The sequence below is a fragment of the Vibrio sp. YT-18 genome (assembly GCF_033337345.1).
Lineage (GTDB): Bacteria > Pseudomonadota > Gammaproteobacteria > Enterobacterales > Vibrionaceae > Vibrio > Vibrio alginolyticus.
In genome coordinates this window covers 205,176-230,883 of record NZ_JAWOQO010000004.1, presented here as the reverse complement: position 1 = coordinate 230,883, position 25,708 = coordinate 205,176, and the positions used below count along the sequence as shown (strand labels likewise).

25 protein-coding genes are annotated in these 25,708 nt (G+C 46.7%); 19 read left to right on the top strand and 6 right to left on the bottom strand.

What is annotated here, in order from left to right:
- The first annotated feature begins 89 nt into the window (after positions 1-89).
- Genes gspC through R7M72_RS07875 form a run of 12 tightly spaced genes read left to right on the top strand, consistent with a single transcriptional unit; the run spans position 90 to position 11,398 of the window.
- Positions 90-1,016 (top strand): type II secretion system protein GspC, encoded by a 927-nt coding sequence (gene gspC, locus R7M72_RS07930; protein ID WP_005379294.1) that lies wholly within the window; start codon positions 90-92, stop codon positions 1,014-1,016.
- Positions 1,017-1,052: 36 nt separating this feature from the next.
- A complete protein-coding gene (gspD, locus tag R7M72_RS07925) occupies positions 1,053-3,071 on the top strand; it encodes a type II secretion system secretin GspD (protein ID WP_005379295.1) in 2,019 nt (672 codons plus the stop codon).
- Complete coding sequence (gene gspE / locus R7M72_RS07920) at positions 3,071-4,573, top strand: type II secretion system ATPase GspE (protein WP_005379296.1); 1,503 nt, start codon at positions 3,071-3,073, stop codon at positions 4,571-4,573. The genes gspD and gspE overlap by 1 nt, the downstream gene beginning before the upstream one ends.
- Entirely contained in the window at positions 4,573-5,790 is a 1,218-nt protein-coding gene (gspF, locus tag R7M72_RS07915) for a type II secretion system inner membrane protein GspF (protein ID WP_005379297.1), read from the top strand. The genes gspE and gspF overlap by 1 nt, the downstream gene beginning before the upstream one ends.
- Positions 5,791-5,849: 59 nt before the next feature.
- Positions 5,850-6,293, top strand: a complete 444-nt coding sequence (gene gspG, locus R7M72_RS07910; protein WP_005379298.1) for a type II secretion system major pseudopilin GspG — start codon at positions 5,850-5,852, stop codon at positions 6,291-6,293.
- A 29-nt stretch (positions 6,294-6,322) separates the two neighbouring features.
- Entirely contained in the window at positions 6,323-6,922 is a 600-nt protein-coding gene (locus tag R7M72_RS07905; RefSeq protein WP_031779019.1) for a prepilin-type N-terminal cleavage/methylation domain-containing protein, read from the top strand.
- Complete coding sequence (gspI, locus tag R7M72_RS07900; protein WP_017635009.1) at positions 6,909-7,298, top strand: type II secretion system minor pseudopilin GspI; 390 nt, start codon at positions 6,909-6,911, stop codon at positions 7,296-7,298. Before R7M72_RS07905 ends, gspI begins: the two co-directional genes overlap by 14 nt.
- Positions 7,285-7,962: a type II secretion system minor pseudopilin GspJ gene (gene gspJ / locus R7M72_RS07895; protein ID WP_132936677.1), complete on the top strand. Its 678-nt coding sequence runs from the start codon at positions 7,285-7,287 to the stop codon at positions 7,960-7,962. The genes gspI and gspJ overlap by 14 nt, the downstream gene beginning before the upstream one ends.
- A complete protein-coding gene (gene gspK, locus R7M72_RS07890) occupies positions 7,955-8,965 on the top strand; it encodes a type II secretion system minor pseudopilin GspK (RefSeq protein ID WP_005382999.1) in 1,011 nt (336 codons plus the stop codon). Before gspJ ends, gspK begins: the two co-directional genes overlap by 8 nt.
- Positions 8,934-10,136, top strand: coding sequence for a type II secretion system protein GspL (gene gspL / locus R7M72_RS07885; protein ID WP_053303405.1), 1,203 nt, complete (start codon positions 8,934-8,936; stop codon positions 10,134-10,136). Before gspK ends, gspL begins: the two co-directional genes overlap by 32 nt.
- A gap of 7 nt (positions 10,137-10,143) precedes the next feature.
- Positions 10,144-10,635 carry a type II secretion system protein M gene (locus tag R7M72_RS07880; protein ID WP_047103746.1) on the top strand — a complete coding sequence of 164 codons (492 nt, stop codon included), beginning with the start codon at positions 10,144-10,146 and terminating at the stop codon, positions 10,633-10,635.
- A 1-nt stretch (position 10,636) separates the two neighbouring features.
- Complete coding sequence (locus R7M72_RS07875) at positions 10,637-11,398, top strand: type II secretion system protein N (RefSeq protein WP_017635007.1); 762 nt, start codon at positions 10,637-10,639, stop codon at positions 11,396-11,398.
- Between the two features lie 292 nt (positions 11,399-11,690).
- Here the strand turns inward: R7M72_RS07875 and cysQ are convergent, their stop codons facing one another.
- From cysQ to R7M72_RS07855, 4 genes are all read right to left on the bottom strand, one after another.
- The gene (cysQ, locus tag R7M72_RS07870) at positions 11,691-12,518 is read right to left on the bottom strand and encodes a 3'(2'),5'-bisphosphate nucleotidase CysQ (protein ID WP_205461481.1); all 828 of its coding nucleotides are present in this window, start codon (positions 12,516-12,518) and stop codon (positions 11,691-11,693) included.
- A 44-nt stretch (positions 12,519-12,562) separates the two neighbouring features.
- Positions 12,563-13,132 carry an ADP compounds hydrolase NudE gene (gene nudE / locus R7M72_RS07865; RefSeq protein ID WP_005379309.1) on the bottom strand — a complete coding sequence of 190 codons (570 nt, stop codon included), beginning with the start codon at positions 13,130-13,132 and terminating at the stop codon, positions 12,563-12,565.
- A 176-nt stretch (positions 13,133-13,308) separates the two neighbouring features.
- The gene (gene nfuA / locus R7M72_RS07860) at positions 13,309-13,893 is read right to left on the bottom strand and encodes a Fe-S biogenesis protein NfuA (protein ID WP_005379313.1); all 585 of its coding nucleotides are present in this window, start codon (positions 13,891-13,893) and stop codon (positions 13,309-13,311) included.
- 97 nt (positions 13,894-13,990) lie between these two features.
- On the bottom strand, positions 13,991-14,716 hold the full coding sequence (locus tag R7M72_RS07855; RefSeq protein WP_205461479.1) for a phosphoribosyltransferase family protein: 726 nt from the start codon (positions 14,714-14,716) through the stop codon (positions 13,991-13,993).
- An 84-nt stretch (positions 14,717-14,800) separates the two neighbouring features.
- Between R7M72_RS07855 and bioH the strand changes: the two genes are divergently transcribed.
- Together bioH and R7M72_RS07845 are read left to right on the top strand one after the other, a co-directional pair.
- The gene (bioH, locus tag R7M72_RS07850) at positions 14,801-15,568 is read left to right on the top strand and encodes a pimeloyl-ACP methyl ester esterase BioH (protein WP_005384724.1); all 768 of its coding nucleotides are present in this window, start codon (positions 14,801-14,803) and stop codon (positions 15,566-15,568) included.
- A gap of 124 nt (positions 15,569-15,692) precedes the next feature.
- The gene (locus tag R7M72_RS07845) at positions 15,693-16,157 is read left to right on the top strand and encodes a hypothetical protein (RefSeq protein WP_005379316.1); all 465 of its coding nucleotides are present in this window, start codon (positions 15,693-15,695) and stop codon (positions 16,155-16,157) included.
- Between the two features lie 104 nt (positions 16,158-16,261).
- Here R7M72_RS07845 and R7M72_RS07840 read toward each other — a convergent pair whose 3' ends face one another.
- Positions 16,262-18,583 carry a Tex family protein gene (locus R7M72_RS07840; protein ID WP_315956758.1) on the bottom strand — a complete coding sequence of 774 codons (2,322 nt, stop codon included), beginning with the start codon at positions 18,581-18,583 and terminating at the stop codon, positions 16,262-16,264.
- Between the two features lie 229 nt (positions 18,584-18,812).
- Here R7M72_RS07840 and R7M72_RS07835 point away from each other — a divergent pair, with 229 nt between their 5' ends.
- The 5 genes from R7M72_RS07835 to envZ all read left to right on the top strand — a co-directional run bounded on the left by R7M72_RS07835 (position 18,813) and on the right by envZ (position 24,047).
- Positions 18,813-20,693 carry an ATP-dependent zinc protease gene (locus tag R7M72_RS07835; RefSeq protein WP_318056121.1) on the top strand — a complete coding sequence of 627 codons (1,881 nt, stop codon included), beginning with the start codon at positions 18,813-18,815 and terminating at the stop codon, positions 20,691-20,693.
- A gap of 117 nt (positions 20,694-20,810) precedes the next feature.
- Complete coding sequence (greB, locus tag R7M72_RS07830) at positions 20,811-21,302, top strand: transcription elongation factor GreB (protein WP_053307281.1); 492 nt, start codon at positions 20,811-20,813, stop codon at positions 21,300-21,302.
- 105 nt (positions 21,303-21,407) lie between these two features.
- Positions 21,408-21,803, top strand: a complete 396-nt coding sequence (locus R7M72_RS07825; RefSeq protein ID WP_017635004.1) for a DUF1090 domain-containing protein — start codon at positions 21,408-21,410, stop codon at positions 21,801-21,803.
- Between the two features lie 129 nt (positions 21,804-21,932).
- Complete coding sequence (gene ompR / locus R7M72_RS07820) at positions 21,933-22,652, top strand: two-component system response regulator OmpR (protein WP_005379333.1); 720 nt, start codon at positions 21,933-21,935, stop codon at positions 22,650-22,652.
- Between the two features lie 102 nt (positions 22,653-22,754).
- Positions 22,755-24,047 (top strand): two-component system sensor histidine kinase EnvZ, encoded by a 1,293-nt coding sequence (envZ, locus tag R7M72_RS07815; RefSeq protein WP_017820700.1) that lies wholly within the window; start codon positions 22,755-22,757, stop codon positions 24,045-24,047.
- 71 nt (positions 24,048-24,118) lie between these two features.
- On the opposite strand, the gene R7M72_RS07810 is transcribed toward envZ, so the two are convergent.
- Positions 24,119-25,507, bottom strand: a complete 1,389-nt coding sequence (locus tag R7M72_RS07810; protein WP_047103752.1) for a uracil-xanthine permease family protein — start codon at positions 25,505-25,507, stop codon at positions 24,119-24,121.
- Positions 25,508-25,708 lie beyond the last annotated feature (201 nt).

The window sequence follows — 25,708 nt, the reverse complement described above, 5'->3', positions numbered from 1 at the left end:
TAATAATTTTATTGCAAATTTAGCAATTTAAAGTCGATAGCTATCGTTATAGCTTAAATGACGGACGTTAGAATAAAGGAATCCATTCAGTGAAACGTTTAGAGCTAAGTGCAGGATTATCAAGCAGACCGCTACTGGCTCAGATCAAGTCCAATCATTATACCATTCAAGCCAAACTTAGCTTGTTGCTTACCTGTCTGTTTATTGCGATAACAGGATGGATACTTGGCAAAATTGTGTGGTTAGCCATACCTCAATCGTCGGAAGTGCCGCAATGGCGTCCATCGGCGAGTAGCGTTGCTGCGAGCAATAAAGGCGACGCGATAGATTTTAATGCCCTTCAGAATGCCAACCTATTCGGTAAATACACTGAGCAAAAAGCGGCGGTTGTAGAACAGCCTATTGTTAAAGACGCCCCTAAGACGCGCCTTAACCTTACGCTGGTCGGTGCGGTTGCAAGTAGTGATGCCAACACCAGCCTTGCTGTTATTGCTAACCGAGGTAAGCAAGCTACGTACGGTTTGGGTGAAGAAATCGAAGGGACACGTGCGACACTAAAAGCGGTATTGGTGGATCGCGTCATCATTGATAACCAAGGTCGAGACGAGACCTTAATGATGGAAGGTATAGAATATAAGAAGCTATCTGAATCGCCGCAGGTAGCTAGGGCGCAAGCTCAGCGAGCAGAAGCAGCGACGTCTGACGTTGGAGAGAAATTAGAGCAAATCCGCGAGGAAATTGCGAAAGATCCACAAAGCGTTTTTAAATACATCACCATTTCACCCGTCAAAAAAGACGGAGACATTGTTGGTTATCGAGTATCACCTGGTCGTGATGCCGCATTATTTAATGATGTAGGACTACAACCTGGCGATATTGCGGTTCAACTGAACGGGATCGATTTAAGTGACCCGTCTTCTTCAGTACAACTGATGCAAGTGATGAGCGATCCGCAAGAATTAAATTTAACTGTTGAGCGAGACGGCCAACAGTACGATATCTATATCCAATTGTAAGACTTAGGCAACCGGCGTAAGTTCAGGGAGACATACGTGAAACATTGGTTCAGCAAAAGTGCTTGGCTACTAGCAGGAAGTTTACTCTGCGTACCAGGTGCAATGGCAAACGAATTTAGTGCGAGCTTTAAAGGCACTGATATTCAAGAATTCATCAACATAGTGGGTCGTAACCTCGAAAAGACCATCATTGTTGATCCTTCAGTACGCGGTAAAATCGATGTCCGCAGCTATGACGTTCTTAACGAAGAGCAATACTACAGCTTTTTCCTTAATGTCCTTGAAGTATACGGTTACGCAGTCGTAGAGATGGACAATGGGGTACTTAAGGTTATCAAAGCAAAAGACTCAAAAACCTCAGCAATCCCTGTGTTAGGTGATGGCAGCGCGCAAGGCGATAGTGTTATCACTCGAGTTGTCGCGGTGCGTAATGTGTCGGTTCGAGAGTTGTCTCCTCTACTTCGTCAGCTGATTGATAACGCCGGTGCCGGTAACGTGGTTCATTATGATCCAGCGAATATTATCTTGATCACAGGTCGTGCGGCAGTAGTGAATCGCTTAGCAGAGATCATCAAGCGTGTTGACCAAGCCGGTGATAAAGAAATTGAATTGGTAGAGCTGCGTAATGCATCTGCTGCTGAAATGGTACGCATTGTTGAAGCACTGAATAAAAGTGCGAATCAGAAAAGCACGCCAGAGTTCCTTGAACCTAAAATTGTGGCCGATGAACGTACTAACGCGATTTTAATTTCTGGTGATCCAAAAGTAAGAGCCCGCTTGAAACGTTTGATTCGTCAACTTGATGTTGAAATGGCGACAAAAGGTAACAACCGAGTTGTGTACCTGAAAAATGCGAAAGCTGAAGATTTGGTGGATGTATTGAAAGGTGTTTCCGATAACCTGCAAGCTGAAAAACAAGCCGGTCAGAAAACATCAGGTGCATCGCGTGGTGAGGTCGTCATTGCTGCTCACGCTGCAACTAACTCGTTAGTTTTAACAGCGCCACCAGATATTATGATGGCATTACAAGACGTCATTTCTCAACTCGATATTCGTCGTGCTCAGGTTCTTATTGAAGCGTTAATTGTCGAAATGTCTGAAGGTGATGGTATTAACCTAGGTGTTCAGTGGGGTTCATTAGAAACGGGTGCTGTAATTCAGTACGGTAACTCAGGAGCCCCGATTGGTCAGGTGATGGTTGGGCTAGAAGAAGCAAAAGATCAAACCCGAACTGAATACTATACCAACTCTAATGGCGAACGAACGCCATATGATGTTACTGAATCAGGTGACTACTCTACGCTAGCGTCAGCACTTAGCGGAGTAAACGGTGCGGCAATGAGTATTGTCATGGGTGACTGGACAGCGCTAATTAGTGCTGTTGCTTCTGACTCCAACTCAAACATTCTATCTTCTCCAAGTATCACTGTAATGGATAATGGTGAAGCATCATTTATTGTGGGTGAAGAGGTTCCGGTTATTACGGGCTCTACGGCTGGCTCAAACAACGACAACCCATTCCAAACGGTTGACCGTAAAGAAGTCGGTATCAAACTCAAAGTAGTGCCACAAATTAACGAAGGTGACTCTGTACAGTTAAACATTGAACAAGAAGTTTCCAACGTATTAGGCGCAAACGGTGCGGTTGACGTTCGCTTTGCTAAACGACAGTTAAACACCTCTGTCATGATCCAAGATGGTCAGATGTTGGTTCTTGGTGGTTTGGTCGATGAACGCGCACTTGAAAGTGAGTCTAAAGTGCCGCTATTGGGTGACATTCCGGTACTTGGCCATCTGTTCAAGTCAACTAGCACGCAAACAGAAAAACGTAACTTGATGGTGTTCATCAAGCCGACGATTATTCGCGATGGTGTGACGGCCGACGGTATTACGCAGCGTAAATACAACTTTATTCGCGCAGAACAGCTTTACAAAGCGGATCAAGGTTTGAAGTTGATGGCTGACGAGAAGATCCCGGTTATGCCAGCCTTTGGCCAGGAGCGTCAGCACCCAACAGAGATCCAAGCGTTTATTGATCAAATGGAAAACAACTAATGGTTGATATGTTAGACACAGCGCCAAGTATGCGTCGTCTGCCATTCAGTTTTGCCAACCGCTTTAAACTGGTGCTGGAGACAGAGCATCCTGAGCGTCCACCTATTCTTTACTATGTCGAGCCGCTTAACCCTGCGGCTCTGGTTGAAGTCCGTCGTGTATTAAAGAAAAGCTTCGTACCGCAACCTATCGATAAAGAAGCCTTTGATAAAAAGCTGACTGAAGCATATCAACGCGACTCGTCTGAAGCGCGTCAGTTGATGGAAGATATTGGTGCTGATAGCGATGATTTCTTCTCTTTGGCTGAAGAACTGCCGCATGATGAAGACTTATTAGAATCGGAAGACGATGCGCCAATCATCAAATTGATCAACGCCATGTTGGGTGAAGCGATCAAAGAAGGTGCGTCGGATATTCATATTGAGACGTTCGAGAAAACCCTTTCGATTCGTTTCCGTGTCGATGGCGTATTACGTGAAGTTCTGACCCCAAGTCGTAAGCTAGCGCCTTTGCTGGTTTCTCGTGTGAAGGTTATGGCTAAACTAGATATCGCAGAAAAGCGTGTGCCTCAAGATGGCCGTATTTCGTTGCGTATCGGTGGTCGTGCGGTGGACGTGCGTGTATCGACGATGCCGTCCTCTCATGGGGAGCGCGTGGTAATGCGTCTGTTGGATAAAAACGCGACTCGTCTTGATTTACATAGTTTGGGCATGACCCCTTCAGTGCATGACAACTTCCGTCACTTGATTGGCCGCCCTCACGGTATCATCTTGGTGACGGGCCCGACAGGTTCTGGTAAATCCACCACCTTGTACGCTGGCTTGCAAGAGATCAATAGCAACGAACGCAACATTCTAACGGTTGAAGACCCGATCGAATTTGATATTGATGGCATCGGTCAAACTCAGGTGAACCCAAAGGTCGACATGACGTTTGCGCGCGGCTTGCGTGCCATTCTGCGTCAGGACCCGGATGTGGTGATGGTCGGTGAGATCCGTGACTTAGAAACCGCACAAATTGCAGTGCAAGCGTCCTTAACGGGTCACTTGGTAATGTCGACTCTCCACACCAACACCGCAGTGGGTGCGATTACGCGTCTACGTGATATGGGTATTGAGCCATTCCTTATTTCTTCTTCGTTATTAGGGGTGCTAGCGCAGCGCTTAGTTCGAACGCTTTGTCCAAGCTGTAAAGAGCCGTATGAAGCCGATGCGGAACAGAAAAAACTGTTTGGTATGGAAGCGCATGAACCGTTAGAACTGCACCGAGCAAAAGGCTGTGAAGCGTGTAACCAAAAAGGCTACCGAGGTCGAACAGGTATCCACGAGCTCATTATGGTTGATGAGCAAGTACAAGAGTTGATTCACCGAGAGTCTGGTGAGCAAGAAATTGAGAGAGCCGTTCGCGCCCATACGCCAAGTATTCGCAGCGATGGTTTAAGCAAAGTGCGTCGTGGCATTACGTCACTTGAAGAAGTGATGCGAGTGACGAAGGAAACCTAATGGCGGCATTTGAGTACAAAGCGCTAGATGCAAAAGGCAAGCATAAAAAAGGCACGATAGAAGGGGACAACGCCCGACAAGTGCGCCAGCGACTCAAAGAGCAAGGGATGATCCCGATTGAAGTGGTTGAGACGAAAGCTAAATCGGCTAAGTCTTCAGGTTCAGTCAGCTTTAAGCGCGGCGTCTCAACATCTGAGCTGGCACTCATCACACGGCAATTGTCTACGCTAGTCCAATCAGGTATGCCTTTGGAAGAGTGTTTGCGTGCGGTCTCTGAGCAGGCTGAAAAGCCGAGGATTCGTTCTATGTTGGCTGCGGTTCGCTCGAAAGTAACAGAGGGTTATCCGCTTGCCGACAGTTTTGCCGATTACCCACATGTGTTTGATGAACTGTACCGCTCCATGGTTGCGGCGGGCGAAAAATCAGGTCACCTCGATACCGTATTAGAGCGACTGGCAGACTACGTCGAAAACCGCCAAAAGATGCGATCTAAATTGCTTCAAGCCATGATTTATCCTGTAGTTTTGGTGGTATTCGCGGTTGTCATCGTTTCGTTCTTATTGGCGACAGTTGTTCCTAAAATCATTGAACCCATCATTCAGATGGGCCAAGAGTTACCTCAATCGACGCAATTTTTACTGGCAGCCAGTGAGTTTGTGCAAGATTGGGGGCTGATTATTTTCGTTGTGCTGGTGGCGCTTTTCTATGGCCTCAAACTGGCGTTGCAAAAGCCAGACTTTCGCTTAGCTTGGGACAGAAAAATCTTGAGCTTACCGCTAATAGGTAAGATCTCTCGAGGTTTGAATACCGCACGATTCGCACGAACGCTTTCGATCTGTACTTCCAGTGCGATTCCAATTCTAGAGGGTATGCGCGTTGCGGTAGATGTTATGTCTAACCGTTATGTGAAGCAGCAAGTCTTGCTTGCAGCGGATAACGTTCGAGAGGGGGCTAGTCTGCGTAAGGCGTTGGATCAAACTCGCTTGTTTCCACCAATGATGCTACACATGATCGCCAGTGGTGAGCAAAGTGGTGAATTAGAGAGCATGTTGACGCGGGCTGCCGATAACCAAGATCAAAACTTTGAATCAACAGTCAATATTGCTCTGGGTGTGTTTACTCCTGCGCTGATTGCATTAATGGCTGGATTAGTGTTGTTCATTGTGATGGCGACCTTGATGCCAATGCTAGAAATGAATAACTTGATGAGTGGATAATTTCGAATTAAGACGTGTCTACTAACGGCATGGCTTTAATCTAACTTTCGGAGAAAAAAATGAAGTTTAAGCGTAGTAAACAACAGGGTTTTACACTTTTAGAAGTGATGGTTGTTGTGGTTATCCTAGGTATTTTGGCAAGTTTTGTTGTTCCAAACCTATTGGGTAACAAAGAGAAGGCTGACCAACAAAAAGCGATTACGGACATTGTCGCGTTGGAAAATGCCTTAGATATGTACAAGTTGGATAACAGCGTTTACCCAACAACGGACCAAGGTCTAGAAGCATTGGTTAGTAAGCCATCTAACCCAGAGCCACGCAACTACCGTGATGGTGGTTACATCAAACGTCTTCCTAATGACCCTTGGGGCAACCAGTACCAATACTTAAGCCCAGGTGATAACGGTACAATCGATATCTTCACTCTAGGCGCAGATGGCCAAGAGGGTGGAGAAGGTCCAGCTGCAGATATTGGCAACTGGAACATGCAAGACTTCCAATAATTGAGCCTAAGCCAGCACTAATGAAACAAATGCGAAAACATAACGGTTTTACATTGATAGAAATTCTATTGGTGCTGGTTTTGCTATCTCTTACGGCTGTGGCCGTGATCTCGACGTTACCGACTAGCCAAAAAGATCTTTCCAAACAGTATGCTCAAAGCTTTTTTCAGCGTTTACAGCTGCTCAATGAAGAAGCGGTGCTGAGCGGTAAAGATTTTGGCGTTCGAGTGGATGATACCAAATCGACCTACGCTCTACTGAGTTTAACCTCAGAAGGTTGGCAGCCTCTGAAATTAAAGCAGATTCCGAGCAAAACCAAGCTAGAAGAAGATATTACGCTACAACTCGAGCTCGGAGGTGGTGCTTGGGATAATGATGAGCGCTTATTCAAACCAGGTTCTCTTTTTGATGAAGACATGTTCGCAGAAGAAGAGGACGAAAAGAAAATTCAGCCACCGCAAGTGTTTATCTTTTCCAGCGCCGAAGTCACGCCATTTACCCTGTCTTTTTTTCCGCAAAATGGTGATGCCTTTAATGACGGTTGGCGAGTCATTGGCAAAGAAAGTGGACAAATTTTGTTATTAGCTCCGGGCGAAGAAGTGAAAGAGGATGAGAATGCGCAATTTTAAGCAAGCTCGCCCAAATTTGAGTCATCGCCGGACGAGAGGCATGACCTTACTGGAAGTATTGGTCGCACTGGCAATTTTCGCTACCGCTGCCATCAGTGTCATTCGCTCTGTGAGCCAGCATATTAATACAATCAGTTATCTAGAAGAAAAAATGTTTGCAGCCATGGTTGTGGATAATCAGATGGCAAATGTGATGTTGAATACCGGAGAACTCAAAGCGAAAAACGGCACAGAAGAGCTGGCAGGACGCACTTGGTTCTGGAAAGTCACGCCAGTCGCCACGACGCAGCCATTGCTGAAAGCATTTGATGTGAGCGTCTCGGTAGAGAAAAGCGCGAGCCCTGTAGTAACGGTACGAAGCTATGTGGCGCAATAATCATCTCCGCGCAAACACGCGCCAAAGGGTAAAAGGTTTTACACTTATTGAAGTGTTGGTATCGATTGCCATCTTTGCCAGTTTAAGTGTCGCAGCGTACCAAGTGGTATCGCAAGTACAGCGTAGCAATGCGCTATCACAAGAACGAACCCAACGCTTAAACGAAATTCAGCGTGCCATGGTTATGATGGATAACGATTTTCGTCAAATGGCGATGCGTCAAACACGTACTAATGGTGAAGAGCCTGCTAGCCGGCTAATTTTTTGGTCCGATTACCTGTTGGACTCCGATACTAAAGGGCTGATGTTTGCCCGTTTAGGTTGGCACAATCCTCAGCAGCAGTTCCCTCGTGGAGAAGTAACCAAGGTTGGCTATCGCTTAAAAGAAGAAACACTGCAGCGAGTATGGTGGCGCTATCCTGATACGCCGGTTGGGCAACAAGGTACTGTTACTCCATTGCTAACGCAGGTCGAGTCATTTGATATGCGTTTCTATGATGGTAAGCAATGGAAAAAAGAGTGGGCTGAAGAAAAAGCGCTGCCGAAAGCGGTTTCTGTTGTTCTCACTCTCAAAGACTATGGAGAAATTGCCCGCACTTATCTCACTCCTGATGGCACATTGAGTCAGAAAGAGGAAAGTTCAGGAGACAGCAATAATGGTTAACCGTCAGCGCGGTGTTGCTTTGATTATAGTGTTGATGTTGCTGGCGATTATGGCGACGGTTGCCGCCAGCATGTCGGAACGTTTGTTCTTACAGTTTCAGCGAGGCGCTAATCAAATCAATTACCAGCAAGCGTACTGGTACAGCCTTGGCGTCGAGGCGCTAGCAAAAGTGGGTATCGAACAAAGTTATAAAGACACCGACACGATTAATATGAGTCAACCGTGGGCGATAAAAGAGCAAGTCTATCCGTTAGATTATGGTCAAGCGGCGGGACGAATTAGAGACAAGCAAGCGTGCTTTAATCTAAATGTATTGAGTCGTGTGCAACCAACGGGTCAGCAAATTACAAGACCATATTTAGTGAATGTATTGCAGCGCCTATTAGAAGAGTTGGATGTCGAGCCATATCAAGCAGAAATCATTGCAGACTCTACTTGGGAATACATTGATGCTGATGACTCTGTCCGTTCGACTACTGGGGTTGAAGACAGCACATATGAAGCGATGAAACCTTCCTATTTGGCATCAAATGGTTGGATGGCAGATGCTTCCGAGTTACGGGCTGTCTATCAGGTGAGTGGTGAAATTTTCCAAAAATTGGAGCCGTTGGTCTGTGCATTGCCAAGTGATGACTGGCGTTTAAACGTGAATACGATTGATGTTGAGCAAACTCCGATTTTGGTGGCAATGTTCTCACCAAACTTAAGCAGTAGTGATGCGATTCAGCTAATTGAAAAACGCCCATTTGATGGGTGGGATAGCATTGATGAATTTTTAGCAGAGTCAGAAATGGCTGGCTTAAGTGAAGATGTAAAGAAAAACGCCAAAGGCTATTTGGGTGTGGATAGCGCCTTTTTTGAATTGGATGCACAAGTGTTGGTGGATGAATCACGTGTACGTATCCGAAGCCTTTTGCAAAGTACAAATAGAGAAACGGTGACCGTAGTTCGCCGTCGTTTTGGAGGGATCAGTGAGCGAGTTTCTGACCGTTCGGCTGAGTAGCGAACAACAAAGTACCATTCCTTGGGTGGTGTGGTCGACAGATCAACAGGAAGTGATTGCTAGCGGTGAAATCGCCGGGTGGGAACACTTAGATGAATTGGTCTCATATGCTGGTCAGCGCCAAGTTGTGGCGCTGTTGGCGAGTAATGATGTGGTCCTGACGCAAGTGGATATACCGCCTGGTGCAACACGCCAATTCGAGGCGATGTTACCGTACTTAGTGGAAGACGAAGTTGCTCAGGACGTTGATGGCCTGCACTTTAGCGTGTTGGGTAAACAAGCGGATAAAGCGCAGATTTGCGCAGTTGAACGTGCTTGGATTCAGACTGTACTGCAACGTTTCTCAAGCCAAGGTATCGCCATTAAACGCATTTTACCCGATGTGCTTGCGTTACCGGTTCGTGGAGATCACAGCAGTGCTGCAATGATTGGCGAGCAATGGCTAATTCGTCACTCTGTGACAGAGGGCGCGGTTGTCGACGCTTCTTGGTTAGACCTTTACCTCTCTTCTTATCTACAAAATCATGAAGGTTGGAAGCTCGATTGCTATAGCTCGGTCCCGGAATCTGCGTTACCTGAAATATGGGAGCCGCAACCAGAAGAAATGACGATGGCTTTACTGGCGAAGGGGGTGACAGAAAGCAAAGTCAATTTGCTGACTGGGATCTTCAAGCCGAAATCTTCTTGGGGTAAATACTGGAAGCTCTGGCAAAAAGCCACCATTGCTGCGGGGGTGCTTATCGTTGTCATGGTTGCGCAGCAGTTGCTCGTGGTCCACAAGTACGAAGCACAAGCTCAAGCGTATCGTGAGGAGAGTGAGCGTATTTTCCGCCAAGTGTTCCCAAATAAAAGACGCATTCCTACCGTTAGTTACCTCAAACGACAAATGGATGATGAAGAGCGCCGCTTATCTGGTGGAGGTGGTCAGCAGGCAATGTTGTCATGGTTGGCGGCATTACCCGCGACGCTTGGTCAGGTCAGCGACTTGGAGATCACTAGCTTTAAATACGACGGACAACGTGGCGAAGTACGTATTCAGGCTCGTAGTTCAGACTTCCAACCTTTTGAGCAGGCTCGTGTGAAATTGGCAGAGAAGTTTAATGTTGAGCAAGGTCAGTTGAACCGTAGCGATAACGTTGTGGTTGGCAGCTTTGTTTTGAAGCGTTTGTGAGGTGATGATGAAAAATTTAATTTCTCAAGCTCAGGTTTGGTGGAGCAGCATCTCGCAGCGTGAGCAGCGTTTGGTCATGGGATGTGGCGCTATTGCCGTTATCGGTATTATTTATTGGGGTTTATTACAACCAATGAGTCAAAGTGCGGAGCTAGCTCAGTCACGTATTCAAAGTGAAAAGCAGTTGCTAGCTTGGGTACAAGATAAAGCGGATGGCATCACTGCACTGCGAAAAAGCAGCGGTGTGAGCTACTCTAGTCAACCGTTGAATCAGTTAGTTTCTTCTTCAGCTCGTCGTTATAAAGTTGAGTTGATTCGAGTACAACCTCGTAATGAGAGCGTTCAAGTGTGGATCAAACCACTCGCGTTTAATCAACTAGTGGATTGGTTACGTTACTTGAAAGAGCAACAGGGTATTGAAGTCGAATTTTTAGATATCGACCGAACAGAGCAAGCGGGCATGATCGATGTAAACCGCCTTCAGTTTAAGCGAGGTTAAGGTGAAGCGAGCAGTACTTTACGTTGTTATCTTTATCGTCTTTTTTTCAGTCAGTCTTTTAATGGGATTACCAGTCTCTTGGGTGTTACAACAAGCACCAACAGTGAGAGGCCTGGACATTCAAGGAGCCAACGGTTCGGTATGGCAAGGTCAAGCTGCTAGTATTCGTTGGCAGCGCCAGAACCTTGGAGAAGTTAATTGGGATTTCCAATGGTCGAGTCTACTGACAGGTAAAGCTGAGTTTGCTGTGCGCTTTGGTCGTGGTAGTGAAATGGACGTTCGTGGGCGCGGTTTTGTCGGCTATAGCTTAAGTGATGGCCCTTATGCCAAAAACTTAGTTGCCTCGATTCCGGCGGTAAAAGTTGTTGAGCAAGCGCGCCTCCCTGTGCCTGTTGGTGTTGATGGGCAGCTTGAGCTGAATATTCGTCATGCGACTTATGCTGCGCCTTGGTGTAAGAACGGTGAAGGCACTTTAGTATGGAATGCCAGTGGTATTCAAAGCCCCGTTGGCAGCTTAGATCTCGGTCCTGTGATTGCCGATATAAACTGTCAGGATAGTGTATTGACGGCAACTGGTGAGCAGAGCAGCAAACAAGTCTCTGCGGCGTTTTCCGCTGAACTGATGCCTAATCAACGGTACTCAACCAAAGCGTGGTTCAAACCTGGTGCAGAGTTCCCATCCAGCATGGGGGAGCAACTGAAATGGTTGGGTAAGCCGAATGCTCAAGGTCAATATGAGTTTAACTACCAAGGGCGCTTCTAACCTATCGTGACAAAATCCAATATCTTAAAAGAGCTGCTATTGTGCAGCTCTTTTTGCTTTTGGATCATTGTAAGCTAAAACCTCTATTCGCTGTACATTGGGAATGAATGGAAATTTAAAACCATGATTTTTAATTGATTTGTTTTCTTTCGTTCAGCTTTACAGGCAATTGGAACATAGTAGGCCAAATACTCCAAGTGCTGTACAGAAGGTCAAAAAGAAAAGGCCACGAAGATATTCGTGGCCTTTCTATTGCTAGAATTTTGTGATCTAAATTTTACCGATAGGGCGCTTAATCTTTGCGTTGTAAAATCTCATTCCAAGGTAAATCCGCATCACCAAGAACAATAAAATTCGGGTTTTCTAGTGTTTCCCGCTCGTTATATGACAGCGGTTCTAATTGCGTGCTGAGAATACGGCCGCCAGCTTCTTCAACAATGCATTGTGTCGCAGCGGTGTCCCACTCACCTGTTGGACCTAGTCGGAGATAGCAATCTACCGCCCCTTCCGCGACGAGGCATGCTTTCAATGCTGCAGAACCGAGCGGTATTAAGTCGTAATTCCAGGCGCTGCTCATACGGTTAGTAATACGATTGATGTCTTGGCGACGACTAATAGCAATTGCGATGCTTTGCTCTGGCTGTTCGTGTTTGTGTGTATGGATTTTGACGCTGTCCGACATGTCGGGAATTTTCCAGGCGCCTTTGCCATTATAAGCGTAGTAAGTCACGCCAGATACAGGGCCGTAAACGACGCCCATGGTTGGTCGATTGTTGTCGACCAACGCAATAATAGTGGCAAAGTCACCACTGCGAGCGATGAATTCTTGAGTACCATCAAGAGGGTCGACTAACCAATAACGTTCCCACTGAGCGCGTTGCTCTAAGCTTATGTCTGCGTCTTCTTCTGACAACACGGGAATGTCAGGCGTCAGATCACTCAAGCGCTCAGTGATGAACTTGTGAGCTGCAATATCTGCACTTGTGACGGGAGTTTCGTCACTTTTGGTGTAGGCCTCGTATTGCTTCTTTTCATATATTTCGAGGATCATTTGCCCAGCACTGCGGGCAATCTCGATGGCTTGAGGAAGTAGGTGAGATAGATCTTTTGTCATTGGCATAAGTGATAGTCCTTACTCACAGTGTTATTCGGTTCTAATGACCGTTATTGGTTATGCTTGTGAGTGGTGTTTGGTAAGTGTTTCAGTGCCAACATTAGCGCTGTGATGCTTCGTGCTTCACAGAAATCCATGTGAGTTAATAACTCTTCGGCTTGCGCAAGTGGCCAACGCACAATTTCCAGTGGTTCAGGCTCATCGCCTTCTTGCTTCTCTGGATAAAGCGCCTGTCCTAAAAATAGAGTCATTTTGCTCGAAAAGTAAGATGGCGCGAGGATAACTTGTTTCAACGGGGTTAACTGATTACAGCCAAAGCCGATTTCTTCTTTTAACTCACGATCCGCAGCTTGGTGTGGTGTTTCTCCTGGGTCAATCAGCCCTTTTGGGAAACCTAGCTCGTAACGTTCAGTTCCAGCGGCGTATTCACGCACCAGTAATAAATCGCCTTGTTCTGTTACAGGGACTACCATTACAGCATCTCGTCCACTTGGCTTCATACGCTCATAAGTACGGTGCTCACCATTGGAAAAACGAAGGTCGAGCGCTTCCACAGCAAACAGTTTGGATTTTGCAACCGTCTGGCATGAGAGTATCTCTGGTGGGGTTCGTTTCGGCATGACGCTGGCTCCTTGGTGTCGTTGGCGTTTACGAGATGCGTAAGATTCTTAATATATGAGAACTCCGCCTGAGTTTCTAGCGGATTTTACGAGTCGAGCTAAGCATCTCACCATCACCTCAGTATCGATACAAAAATGGGAGACCGAAGCCTCCCATTTTCTGACAGTGTTTACTCTTAGTAGTAAGAGTGATCACCACGGTCATGTTCTGTAGCATCACGAACTGCGGTTAGTTCACCAATGAACTGGTTTAGCAGCTCTTTCTCGATGCCTTCTTTTAGTGTTACGTCAACCATAGAACAGCCATTACAACCGCCACCAAATGCAACAATCGCAACACCGTCTTCAGTGATCTCAACCAAGTTTACGTGACCACCGTGGCCAGCAAGTTGTGGGTTCACTTGAGTTTGGATAACGTACTCAACGCGCTCAACCAGTGGTGCGTCGTCCGCAACTTTACGCATTTTAGCGTTAGGTGCTTTTAGCGTTAACTGAGAGCCCATTTTATCGGTAACAAAATCGATTTCAGCGTCTTCAAGGAATGGCAGGCTTAGCTCATCAACGTAAGCTGAAAAACCGCTGTAAGAGAGTTCAGTGTCGGTCGATTCTACTGCTTCTGGTGGGCAGTAAGACACGCCACACTCAGCGTTTTGTGTACCTGGGTTCACAACGAAAATACGAATGTTAGTGCCTTCAGGTTGTTGACCTAAAAGGTTAGCGAAATGCGTTTGCGCAGTTTCTGTAATAGTAATATTTGACACGACGAATACCCGAGTAAATTTGTAGGTTACTGCTGCTATTCTACTCTTGTTGACGTATGGGTCTAGTCTTTTTGATGCTAAGGCATGGCGAAGCGATCTAGAGAGAACGAGGAGCAGGTGTTCTGCAGATGCAGTAAATATCGATGCTTTCTACGCCAACTTCAAGTAGTAAATGACATAATTGTCGGACGGTACTGCCTGTGGTGACTACATCATCGACGATGGCAACATGGGAAGAGTGAGGGCGCTTATTGAGAATAAACGCGCCTTTTAAGTTTTGTTCACGGCTTGTTTTGGTATTACCACGCTGTGATTGGGCGAGCTTTACTCGACGAAAGACCTTCGCATCAAAATTAGTCTGCAATTGCTTGGCGAGGTGTCGGGCTAAAACATCACTTTGATTAAAACCCCGGCGCAGGTAACGCTGCCAGTGCAATGGCACACTGGTAATGATTGGAGCTGGCGTGGTGATGCGCTGTGCCAGTTGCTCGGTTAATGCTTTTACATGCCAAGACTCTCCGTGATCTTTAAAGCGTTGTACTTCCCGTGAAAGGGGAAAGTCGTAATCGCCTAACGTGTACAGCCTTTGCCATGGCGGTGGCTTTGAAAGACATTCACCACACATACTATCCGTACTCATTTCTTCTTTCTGTAATGATAAACCGCAGCGTTGACATCGTTTTACCGGAGTTAGGTATTTTAAACAGTGCTCGCACCAGCGCAGAGTATTTGTGTGGCTTGGTGTTTGAATAGGGAACCGACACAGGCCACATTGACTGCTCAATACACGATGCATGATGTTTTGCCAGTGATGAGATAACATAGCGTTTATTCATGGTGATATTTTACTCAGCCTAACGCTTGGCTGAAGCCGTAGGGAATAAAATAAGTGGGAGAGATTGAGAGCATGAGCACGAAATTACACTGGCAGTCATTTGGTCAGGGACCAGATTTGGTGTTACTGCATGGTTGGGGCATGAATGGTGCGGTATGGCAGCAGACAGTCGAGTCTCTTCAACCTTATTTCCGAGTTCATGTGGTTGACCTTCCGGGGTACGGACATAGCGCCGAATCTCATGCTGAAGATTTAGACCATATTGCTAACTTGGTGGTGCAAGGTGCGCCAGAGAAAGCGATTTGGCTTGGTTGGTCCCTCGGAGGTTTAGTGGCGACGCATGTGGCATTAAATATGCCCGAGCGCGTGGCTAAGTTGATTACGGTTGCCAGCTCACCTAAATTTGCCGCAGAAAAACCGTGGCGTGGCATTCAACCGAATGTACTGAGTGCGTTCACCTCTCAGTTGCTAGAAGATTTCTCACTGACCATTGAGCGCTTTATGGCGTTGCAAGCGATGGGAAGCCCATCAGCGCGTAAAGACGTTAAACAGCTCAAGCAAGCGGTACTATCGCGCCCTCAGCCAAACCCTGAATCGCTGTTAGTTGGGCTAAACATCCTTGCTGATGTGGATCTGCGCGATGCGTTGACGTCTCTTTCTGTTCCAATGTTGCGTCTTTATGGCCGTTTAGATGGGTTGGTGCCAATTAAAGTAGCTAACGATTTGAGTGAACAGTTGCCTCATACCCAGCAGTTTGTTTTTAATCAGTCCTCTCATGCGCCTTTTATCACCGAACATGACGAATTTTGTGTTCAAATCCGAGAGTTTGCTCACGATTGAGCAAGTGCGAACGGAAATACCTCAAGTTGTTTAAAAAGTGGTCGACATAAAGACTGGTGAGGTTTTATTAGCCAATAAAGCTAAGCCATATTGACGAGTTGGGCGACTCTGAGGAGGGTTCGCAATGATTGTGTCACCGACCAACGTAAGTGTGCCACTGATCGCCCCATCCGTGAATGTGCAGACGGAACAAGCAGCTCGCGACAATAAAGTCCGAGAGCCTGTAACGCCAACGGTCGCATTGGCCAAAACCAATGCAGAGCGAAAAGTAAAAGGTGATGACAAGCGCCGACGTCAGTCTTCTTGGGATCCTTCAGAGCATCCTGATTATGATATGGAAACGGAAGTCGACACGCGTTATCAAGAAGAGCCGGAAGATACACTAGAACGGCTTTTTAGTTTGCTTGCGCTCAAATCGTATAGTGAAGACCAGGGGAAAGGCTACGCGATCCGCTTTCGCTTACCAAAGCGCATTTTGGATGCTGCGATCAATGAAGGATTAATGGAAAAGCGCAGGAAGGTGATCAAGTTTCATTATGGTCATGCAGTCGCTCCCCATACCCCGTCAGAAGTGATAGCAGTATTATGACGACTCAATATCCTACTCAAACAAAAACGCTCCAAGCAGGTTGACTGATTGGAGCGTTTTCTTTTTAGTTATGAAAGCTCGTTAGCGGTGAAGCCTAGGTAAGGTTACTTTTTCGCTTTAGCAAACGCTGCAGCAAACGCACCGCCCATCGCGCTGTTCGATGACGAATCATCACGGCGAGGCTGACGACGCTGCGGTTGGTCATTACGACGTGGCGCTGCTGATGAGCGTTGGCTGCGGTTGTCTTGACCCGGTTCGTCGTTCATACGCATCGATAGACCAATACGCTTACGCTGCACGTCAACTTCCATCACTTTCACTTTGACGATGTCGCCCGCTTTCACCACTTCACGTGGGTCAGACACGTAACGATCTGTCAGTGCAGAGATGTGTACGAGACCATCTTGGTGAACGCCAATATCAACGAAGGCACCGAAGTTGGCTACGTTTGATACCACACCTTCTAGAATCATGCCCGGTTCCAAGTCAGATACCGAGTTTACACCTTCTGCAAAGGTCGCCGTTTTGAATTCTGGACGTGGGTCACGACCCGGCTTGTCTAACTCTTTGATGATGTCTGTAATGGTTGGAACGCCGAAGTTATCGTCGGTGTAATCGACCGCATGCAGACCTTTAAGGAAGCTTGAATCACCAATCAGTGCTTTGATGTCTTTGTTGTTCTTCTCAGAAATTGCTTTGACCACTGGGTACGCTTCTGGGTGAACCGCAGACGCATCAAGTGGGTTCTTACCATCCATGATTCGTAGGAAGCCCGCACACTGCTCGAACGCCTTAGGACCTAAACGAGGTACTTTCTTCAAGGTTGTACGTGCTTCAAAGCGACCGTTTTCATCGCGGAAGTCGACAATGTTCTGCGCGATGGTGCTTGATAAGCCTGCTACGCGTGTTAATAGTGCGGCAGAAGCGGTGTTCACATCAACACCAACCGCATTTACACAGTCTTCCACAATCGCATCTAGGCGTTTTGCCAACATAGATTGGCTTACATCGTGCTGGTATTGACCCACACCAATAGATTTCGGATCAATTTTCACGAGTTCAGCCAATGGATCTTGCAAACGACGTGCAATCGACACTGCACCACGCAGTGATACGTCCATATTCGGGAACTCTTTTGCTGCAAGCTCAGACGCTGAGTAAACCGAAGCCCCCGCTTCACTTACTATGATCTTCTGAACTTTCAGGTTGCCACGTTTGATGACGTCTGCGACAAAGCTGTCGGTTTCACGTGAAGCCGTACCGTTACCAATCGCAATCAAATCCACGTTGCACTTACGCACCAACTGCTCAACGATTTGTGCTGACTTGTCGTATTGTTTTTGTGGTGGGTGAGGGTAGATGGTTTCGGTTGCAAGCACTTTACCTGTTGAGTCGACAACCGCGATTTTTGAACCTGTACGCAGACCCGGATCGAGACCAAGTGTTGCACGAGGGCCGGCCGGTGCTGCCATCAACAAGTCTTTTAGGTTAGTGGCGAATACTTCAATCGCTTCGATTTCAGCGCGCTCTTTCATTGCGCCCATTAGCTCGGTTTCCATGTGCATCGATACTTTGATGCGCCATGCCCAGCTGATCACTTGCTTACGCCAGGTATCCGCAGGTGCGCTGCTTAGCGTTACGCCATAATGGTCGGCGATAATCGTTTCGCAGTAAGACTGACGAGCGCCTTCTTCCTGTTCTGGATCAGCGTTCATCGCCAATGTCAGGAAGCCTTCGTTACGGCCACGCAACATCGCCAGTGCTCGGTGCGATGGCACTTTGCTTAGGGGCTCGTTGTGGTTGAAGTAATCTTTAAACTTCTCGCCTTCTTGCTCTTTGCCTTCAACGACTCGTGAGACCAGTTCCGCATTGCGATTTAAGTGGTTGCGAATTTTTTCCAGTAAGTTTGCGTCTTCTGCGATGCGCTCCATGATGATCGCGCGAGCGCCATCCAATGCAGCTTTGGTGTCTGCGATGCCTTTGTCTGCATCAAGGTATTTGCTTGCTTCGCTTTCTGGCTCGGTTTGTGGGTGATTCCAAAGCTGATCTGCGAGCGGCTCAAGACCAGCCTCAATCGCGATCTGACCTTTCGTACGACGCTTGGGTTTGTAAGGTAGGTATAAGTCTTCAAGACGAGTTTTGCTGTCTGCCTGCGCGATCTCTTGTTCTAGCTCTGGCGTCAGTTTGCCTTGCTCTTGGATTGATTTGAGGATGGTTTGACGGCGATCATCCATTTCACGAAGGTAAGACAGACGGCTGTCCAAAGTACGAAGCTGGGTATCATCAAGGCCCCCCGTCACCTCTTTGCGGTAACGTGCAATAAAAGGGACAGTGTTGCCATCATCAATTAGGGTGACAGCGGCGTTGACTTGCTCTGGGCGAACATTCAGTTCTTGAGCAATCATGCGACAGATAGCTTGGCTCATCCGTGTTTTCTCTTTTAATTCGGTTTTGGTTGTATAGAACATTGGGGTCGTTCGAAGAATTTGCAATGTTTTAAATTAACGAGGCAAAAATTTACCGGGCGCTGGTGGACATCAGTCAGATTTATGTCAAAACTGTAATTAAATTGAGAACTTATATCCGCAGTTATCGACTAACCTAATTCCACGGTTGTTGATATCACTAAATGTACCTCGGCTTATACGGATAATCATGATGAAAAAAATGTCTTTGGCGTTAGCGCTTACGAGTGCCTTACTTGTCGCCCCGCTTAGTTGGGCGCAGTCTATCTCAGGAACCACACAAGCTCCCGTTTATCAGCTCGATAACAAATTGGTACTAGGGCGTGTGGAGAGCGTCTACTACAGTGACATTCCGGAACTAAAAGCGGTGCCATTTATTGGCAAGATTGATACTGGTGCAGATACGACATCGATGCATGCGGAGAATATCCATGTCAGTAGCTCACACCCAGATTACCAAGATTTGAAAGATAACGAGTTACTTTGGGCGATTGTCGATGACTTAGGTGGTACGAAGGCAAAGTGGGACGCCGACAGCTTTAAGCCATATCAAGTAAAGGTTAGCTTTACGGTTCCTCACCCTTATACAGGGAAGGAAATACAGATTACCGATGATCTGGAAAGAGTGAGCGCGATTCGCAGTCGAACAAGCAAAAAGCCCATCCTACGCCCGACAATAAAAATGCCGATGACAATCGCTGGTCACACCGTTGATACGGAAGTGAACCTGACCAAGCGTACGCAATTCTCTTCTCCTATCTTGATTGGTAAAACCTATCTCGATGATAACGCATGGGTCTTCGCTGGTTACGATTACCTTCAAGAACAGCCACGCGCAAAAATGATTGGCAAAAAAGAGACGGTTGAAGTCGAAGGTGTGCCATATAAGATCAGCATCTCAACTTCTAGCCGTTATACCAACGTCCATGCACTGGACATCAAGGTAGACAAGAAGCATAACGAAGTCTCTTTTATGTTAGAGGGCGAGAATGGCAAGCGTCATCCAATGACATTACCCTTGGTACGAATGCTGAAAACGACCAAAAGCGAGCGCCCTTTAGTCTATTTACCCGTCAAAGTCGGCGAAAATGAAACTCAACGTTGGTTGGTGTATCTGCGTGATCGCAGTAAGTTCAGTTCGCAAATTCGCTTAGGTCGGGACGTCGCGAGTCAGCACTTTGTTATTGATACGGACAGAGAAAATCTACTGGGTGGCGTAGAAAAAACGTTCAAAAGCGCACTCAAATCAAAACCTCTTGTCGTTTCACCAGAAGAACAGGTCACCATTGATGGTTATACCGTCCCTGCTTACCCCACTTTTACTGTGAAAACGCCATTACTGCGTGTAAATGGGTTTGAAGTAACAGAAAAAGGTAAGGATGAATCCGTCACGTTTTATTTAATGAACGATGAGGGGAAAGAAGAAAAAATCACCAAACCAATGTTGAAAAAGCTCAAGGTTGGCAGCGCGGTTCGCCCTGTTGTCGAAGGAGACTTTCTTCTCGGTAGAAAAGACACATCAATGAAGTTTGCGCTCGATGTGCTTGATGAGGGTGACACTCAACCCTTTTTCGTCTTTGGTCATGACATAGCCAAGGGTGGTGTGTTGCTGAACACTCGCGCAGACCATCTACTAGATGCAAGGCCACTTTTCAAAGCTGGCCATATCGAAGTGGCTGAAGTTGAGGGGATGTCTTTCCCTGTGAAGTTAGACACGGGTGCAGATGTAAGCTCAATCAATGCTAAGAACATCAAGCAGTTTAAGAAAGACGGCAAAGACATGGTGAGCTTTACCTATGAGAACGATCTTGGCATGAAACAGGCGTTTACCAAGCCTGTTGTTGATGTCATGCGTATTAAAGCGAAGAAAGGCGAGAAAGCGAACGTACGCCCTGTGGTTGAAATGCATGTTAAGCTTGGCGAATTAGAGAAGAAGATCCGAGTCAACTTACAGGACCGAGGTCGCTTCCATTACAGCATGATTTTAGGTAAAAACTTCCTAAAACATGGCGCGGTTGTTTCGAGTGATACGAATTACATCGTGACGCAAAAACCGGATTACGAAAAGTAACACTCTGGCCGCCTTATCACCTTGATACCCAAAGCCTGAACAACATTGGACCTTTGGGTATATCATCTCCTTAATGCTGCCAAAGAGCAGCATTTTTTAGTTGAGATAGGAGTTAATTTGAAAACTAAGCTGATTACACGAGAAGGTTACAACAAACTCAAACAAGAGCATGATTACCTTTGGAATGAAAAGCGCCCGGAAATCACCAAGATCGTTACTTGGGCGGCGAGCCTGGGCGATCGCTCAGAAAATGCGGATTACACCTTCAATAAACGTTTACTCCGTCAGATCGACCGTCGTGTCCGCTTCCTTCGTAAATTCCTGCCAGAAGTCACGATCGTTGACTATTCTCCGCAACAAGAAGGCAAAGTCTTTTTTGGTGCATGGGTGGAAATAGAAAATGAGGCAGGAGAAGTGAAAAAGTTTCGTATTGTCGGGCCTGAAGAGATTTATGGCGATGCGAAAGACTACATCTCTATCGATTCACCTATGGCGCGAGCGATGTTGAAAAAACAAGTGGATGAAGAGTTCACGGTACGCACCCCAGAAGGTGAAAAAGAGTGGTTCATCAACTCAATTGAATATATTCAACCGGCCTCGGAAGACTGAGGCTTTATCACCGATTCAAGTCTCATGAAGTTCACTAGGAGTGACTTGGGTCTCAACGTCAGAATATTTGGTATAAAGGCATGGTGCCTTTCTCGGAGAAGTAAAATGAACAAAGCAGTCATGTGTAGTGCTGCACTAACAATAGGTTTCTCACTTTCAGTTTTTGCTCAAGATGAAGTGAAAGGCTGTGACGCTAAAGAGTTAGCGGTAGAGCAACAGCTCGAGTATGCAAAAGCGCAAGGTAATGAACATCGAATTAAAGGCTTGGAGCAAGCACTTTCCGCTATCCAGAATGAATGCTCGGAAGGTGAGCTGCGCCAAGAGCTGCAAGCAGAAGTGGAAGAAAAGACTAAAGAAGTTGAGGAGCGAGAGGAAGAATTAGTCGAAGCTCAGCATTCAGGTAAAGCAGACAAAATTGAGAAAAAACGTCACAAGTTGGCGGAGGCACAGCAAGAGCTGCTTGAGGCCAAACGTGAACTGGAATGGAATTATGGTCAATAGTAGGTGCTGAAAATACCTGCTAGAGAGAGAATAAAGCGCTTAAGATAAAAAGAGTAACAATTTGCTTGAGCACGTTAGGAAAAACAGTGATACATTTTCGACAATAGACGCTTCTGAAAGGATGTTTCAATGCAAGAAAATCATAAAATTTTAGTGGTTGATGACGATGCTCGTTTACGTGCTCTATTGGAGCGTTACCTTTCTGAGCAAGGTTTTCAGGTACGAAGTGTCGCCAATGGCGAACAGATGGATCGCCTACTAACGCGCGAAAACTTTCACTTAATGGTGCTGGACCTAATGTTGCCAGGTGAAGACGGTTTGTCAATTTGTCGTCGTCTACGCCACGCGAACAATATGTTGCCAATCTTAATGCTCACCGCGAAAGGTGATGAAGTGGACCGCATCGTAGGTCTTGAGGTAGGGGCGGATGATTATTTGCCAAAACCGTTTAACCCACGCGAATTGTTGGCTCGCATCAAGGCCGTATTACGCCGCCAAACTGTAGAGTTGCCGGGTGCACCAAGCACGGAAGAAAAAGTGGTGGAGTTCGGGGAGTTCCGACTCAATCTAGGCACTCGCGAGATGTTCCGCGGTGACGAGGCAATGCCACTCACCTCTGGAGAGTTTGCTGTTCTAAAGGCGCTCGTGATGAATGCACGTGAGCCAATGTCACGAGACAAATTGATGAACATGGCGCGTGGCCGTGAATATTCTGCAATGGAACGTTCTATTGACGTACAAATCTCACGTTTACGTCGCATGTTAGAAGACGATCCGAGCAAGCCGCGCTACATTCAAACCGTATGGGGCCTAGGTTATGTTTTCGTCCCAGACGGCAAAGAGGTGTAACCTCTTCACTCCATAGCCAGCACTTGGCTATAGCAACTTCAGCCTTCATTACTTTCCCTTTGAAGGCTGAAATTTCGCGATTAGGGCCACTAGGAACGTTCCATGCGCATCCGAAGTTCACTGACACAATCTATTCTGCTGTTCATCTCTTTGCTTCTCGCGAGCCAAGTTTTCTCTTACTACGCCGTTTTTAACTACGCGTTGATGCCGAGTTTGCAGCAGTTCAATAAAATTCTCGCCCATGAGCTCAATTTGGTGCTTGATGATGAAGGACCTTTAAAGTCTGATGCACCGTTAAGGCGTCAATTATTAGAAAGATTAGGGGTGACGGTTCACAGCCTTGACAGCGATAAGGCGATTGAATTTCATCACGCAATGTCGATTGATTTGATGTCTGAAGAAATGAGCCAAGAGCTGGGTTCGCCTACAGAAGTACGCTTATTGCTTGGCGATGAAAGTTACATTTTGTGGATGCACATCGAAAAGTTGCCGAACTCCATCATTCGTATTCCGTTATCTGAGCTGCAAGAAGAAGATTTTGCACCGCTGTTTCGTAACAGTTTGATTATGGCGCTGCTGATCATTGCTGGTGGTTGGTTGTTTATTCGTTTGCAAAACCGTCCACTTTTGGCTTTAGAGAGAGCCGCGAAAGACGTCGGTCGAGGTGAGATCCCGCCCCCCTTAGCAGAGAAAGGCGCATCGGAGATTCGCTCTGTAACTCGAGCCTTTAATCAAATGTCGAAAGGTATTCAAGAGCTAGAAGAAGACCGAGCCTTATTAATGGCGGGGATTAGCCATGACTTACGAACGCCTCTGACGCGTATTCGCCTAGCGACAGAAATGATGTCTCCTGAGGACAGCTATCTTGCGGAGGGGATCATTAGCGATACGGAAGAATGTAATGAGATCATCAGTCAGTTTATGGATTATCTCAAACCGGTGAACCAAGAATCGTTTGAAGCGGTTGATATCAGTACGATTGCCAGTGACGTCGCCAGTTCTGAAGGTGGTTATGAGGTTGAAATTGAAACAGATCTTAATCTTAACTTGCCGCCAGCCAAAGGAAGCGCGATTGCGATTAAGCGGGCGATCAGTAACTTAGTTGTGAATGCGCTACGTTATGGCAATGGCTGGGTCAAAATCAGCACTGGTGTGACAGCAGATAAGCAGCTAGTGTGGATTTCAGTAGAGGACAACGGACCGGGTATCGAGCATTCCCAAATCGCGAGGTTATTTGAACCCTTTACGCGTGGTGACACCGCTCGCGGTAGTGAAGGCACTGGGCTAGGGTTGGCGATTGTGAAGCGTATAATCAGCCAACATTCAGGCTCTGTGGTGATGCGTAATCGTAGTGAAGGCGGTTTAATCGCTCAAATCAGCTTTCCTACCAAGTAAGTCGATGGCCTGCACCCTTTAAACAAAAAGCCCAACCTAAATAGGTTGGGCTTTTCTTATTCTCAATAATCTTAAGACTCTTTCACTTCCTGAGGAAGTTCATCTTCGTCTTCCAGTTTCTCTGGCAGAAGTAGATTTAAAATGATCGCTGTGATGCCACCTGCTGCAACACCAGTTGAGAAAATACTCTTAATAAATTCTGGCATAAATTGCAGGATCTCTGGTTTTTGTGCGATACCAAGTCCCATTGAGAAGGATAAGGCCATGATCAGAATTGCGCGGCGATCGAGCTCAACACGAGAGATAATACGCACACCAGCGGCAGCAATCGTACCAAACATGACAATCGTTGCGCCGCCAAGTACTGGCTCAGGAATCAGCTGAACAAAGCTAGCGACGCCAGGAAACAAGCCAAGAATCACTAACATGCCAGAAATAAAGTAACCCACGTAGCGGCTCGCGACTCCTGTTAGCATGATGATGCCGTTATTCTGGCTAAACGTTGAGTTCGGGAAGCTGTTGAAAACGGCTGCGATTGCGGAGTTTAAGCCGTCTGCTAACACACCGCCCTTAATGCGTTTCATGTACACTGGGCCTTTTACTGGCTCACCAGACACTTCAGATGTTGCGGTAATATCACCGATGGCCTCTAGTGCGGTAATAAAGAAAATCAGTACCAGCGGAATGAACAGAGACCAGTCAAACGATAAGCCATATTGCATTGGTACGGGCAGTGCTACGATCTCGGTTGCGCCTAGCTGAGAAGTATCTACCATCCCCATAAAATACGCCATGATGTAGCCCACTAGCATCGCAATCACGATTGAAGCCACACGGATGTATGGGTTTTTCGAGCGGTTTAAAATCACAATTAATCCAAGTACCGTTCCAGCCAGAGCAAGTTTGTCTAAGCTGCCGAAGGTTCCTTCATTTAATGCTGCGTAGCCACCGCCCATTGATACTAAGCCGACTTGAATCAGTGTGAGACCGATAAGAGTGACGACGATGCCTGAAACGAGCGGAGTGATGATTCGGCGGGCATGCTCCAATACGCGAGATAGGAAAATTTCTGCAAATGATGCGACTAAAATCGTACCAAAAATGGCAGCCATCATGGTGCTGATGTCTGCTCCACCGGCTTTCAGCGATAGGCCTGCACCAATAATAGGACCTAAAAAGTTAAAGCTGGTACCTTGAACAGAGAGTAAACCAGAGCCAATTGGGCCAATGGTGCGAATTTGAATAAACGAAGACACGCCTGACGCAAACAAAGACATGCTGATGATGGTGTTCGTTTGGTCTGCTGGTACACCCAAAGACTGACAGATGATCAGTGAAGGAGTGATAACCGCGACGAACATCGCCAATAAGTGCTGAAGTGCGGCAAAAATGGTTTGAGGCAAAGGTGGTCGATCGTTGAGTTGATAGACCAGTTCCGAAGATCGGTTTGAAGTTGTCATTGTTTGTCTCGCTAGTCGCAATATGTCCCTAGTTCTCGCTGAATGGGAGAGCAGGGTGGAGTTGACGTCGTTACCTGTGATTGCTGTTAATCAGAGTCAACTCAGGTTGGTGGAGTGTGATCTAACACACTTAAAAATTTGTGCGCGATTATAGAGAGATTTACTCAAAAAGCAAACGTTTGCTTTGTTTTTGACGCATTA